Origin of the sequence: Candidatus Liberibacter sp. (assembly GCF_014048425.1) — a bacterium.
Lineage (GTDB): Bacteria > Pseudomonadota > Alphaproteobacteria > Rhizobiales > Rhizobiaceae > Liberibacter.
Genome location: NZ_JACETX010000015.1, coordinates 25,805 through 27,932, shown reverse-complemented (window position 1 = coordinate 27,932; position 2,128 = coordinate 25,805). Strand labels below are relative to the sequence as shown.

The window sequence follows — 2,128 nt, the reverse complement described above, 5'->3', positions numbered from 1 at the left end:
AGATGAGCGATTTGAATGAGCAGTATGTTTTATGGACACCAGCTCTTCAAATAAAAGACGCTAATATCAATCAGAGGAAAAAGGGTTGTATCTGTGATTAGAAAGGCTATTTATACAGGATCTTTCAATCCTGTAACAAATGGGCATATGGATATACTCATCCAGGCTCTTTCTTTTGTTGAAGAGGTGGTTTGTGCTATTGGTTCTCATCCGTCTAAAAAAGAAACCTTCTTGTCTTTTCAAGAGAGGTTAGAATTAATCATGCAAGCTGTGGCTCATTTGATACCAGAGAGTCTATCAAGGGTTTCGGTGGTATCTTTCGGGGGATTGGCTGTTGATTTGGCAAAGGATATTTCAGCTCAGGTTATCATCCGTGGTTTGAGAGACGTAACAGATTTTGATTATGAAATGCGCATAGCATCTGTAAATCATCGTCTTTTTTCGGGAGTTACAACAGTTCCTCTTTTTTCTAGGGAAAATTCTCGGCATATAACTTCTACGTTAGTGCGTCATCTTGTTTCGATAGAAGGTGATATCACCTCTTTTACACCTGAGCCTGTTTCTCTTTTTTTAACAGATCGCTATAAATAAGCTGAAAATTTTTGCTTCGAATATGGTTATTATTGATTGCTGTACGCAGTATAAATAATCTTCTGATCGTGGTAGATATGAGAGTTGATCAGGAGATAAAATGATCTTTTCCCTATAGATAGGATACTTTTTCCCATCCTCGGATGACCTTATGGTAATTTGAAATAGTAAAGTCAGGTAATTTCTAAGAGGAAAATACAAATCATGATGGTTAAGGAATTTGATTTTAATCTTCCAAACTCTAGGATCGCGCTAAGACCTGTCTCTCCGCGGGATAGTGCTCGTCTCATGGTTGTGCATCCGGATTTATCTTCTTCCGAGATGATCTCAGATCATTTGGTACGTGATTTGCATATGTTTTTAAAACCTCATGATGCGATTGTTTTTAATAATACCAAGGTTATTCCTGCTCAATTGAGAGGGATACGATTGCGTGGTGAAAAAGATGTTGAAGCTAACATATCTTGTACTTTGCATATGCGTGTTTCTTCCAACAGTTGGCGTGTTTATATGCGTCCCGGTAAAGCAGTGAGAAAAGGGGATAAAGTTCATTTTTTTGCGAAAGATTCCCAATCCCAATTAGATGCGATTGTTATGGAAAAATGGGATACAGGAGAAATCCTTTTAGCTTTTGAAAAATCAGGTATTGAGTTGGATATGCAGATTGCCATAGTAGGAACTCTTCCATTGCCTCCTTATATTTCACGAAAGCGTCCCGTAGATGAGCGTGATCAAATTGATTATCAAACGATATACGCTAAAATTCAGGGATCTGTTGCTGCACCTACGGCTGGTCTTCATTTTACATCTGAGCTTTTATCCAGACTCATTTCTTCTGGTATTCAGGTATATTTTGTAACATTGCATGTTGGTGCAGCTACCTTTATGCCGGTAAGGGTAGAGGATACTGATGATCATGTTATGCATAGTGAAATGGGTTTTATAGACTCGAAGACAGCACAAGCTTTAAACGCGACAAAGTCTCGAGGAGGACGTATCATTGCTGTTGGAACAACATCATTGCGTCTTTTAGAAACGGCTGCAACAGAAGATGGGATGATAGCTCCGTGGTCTGGTTCAACTGATATTTTCATAACTCCGGGACATCATTTTCGTGTCGTGGATATGTTGATAAGTAATTTTCATTTGCCCAGATCAACTTTATTGATGTTAGTTTCAGCATTTTGTGGAATAGAAGAGATAAAAACGATTTATGAATATGCTATTGCTCATTCGTATCGTTTTTACTCATATGGTGATGCTAGTTTACTCTTTCGTAAACGATAGTATCTTCGAGGGATTATATGGGATATCAAAGGCATCTTTAGAATTTTAGAGAGAGTAGATGATTTTCGATTGAAATATTTTACTGTTCGTATATCTTTTCGGATTTTTTATAAGTATGACTAGGAGATTATTCTTTGTGTTAAAAAGTTCAGTATCTTCCCTTTTCGGAGGCATCTTATATTGATGTAAGGATGTATTATTTTGATTGATAGAAATATTGAGTATGGATATGAATAGAGTATTTCGCTTT

General features: G+C 37.1%; 2 protein-coding genes. Both read left to right on the top strand.

The genetic code is table 11. From position 1 onward, the window contains the following. Positions 1-93: 93 nt before the first annotated feature. A complete protein-coding gene (gene coaD / locus H0G72_RS02765; protein ID WP_182017263.1) occupies positions 94-591 on the top strand; it encodes a pantetheine-phosphate adenylyltransferase in 498 nt (165 codons plus the stop codon). Positions 592-795: 204 nt separating this feature from the next. Further along, a complete protein-coding gene (gene queA / locus H0G72_RS02760) occupies positions 796-1,878 on the top strand; it encodes a tRNA preQ1(34) S-adenosylmethionine ribosyltransferase-isomerase QueA (protein WP_182017262.1) in 1,083 nt (360 codons plus the stop codon). Positions 1,879-2,128 lie beyond the last annotated feature (250 nt).

Excerpts from the sequence above, each read along its gene's own strand:
- queA (WP_182017262.1), top strand. The coding sequence starts at position 796 with ATGATGGTTAAGGAATTTGATTTTAATCTTCCAAACTCTAGGATCGCG.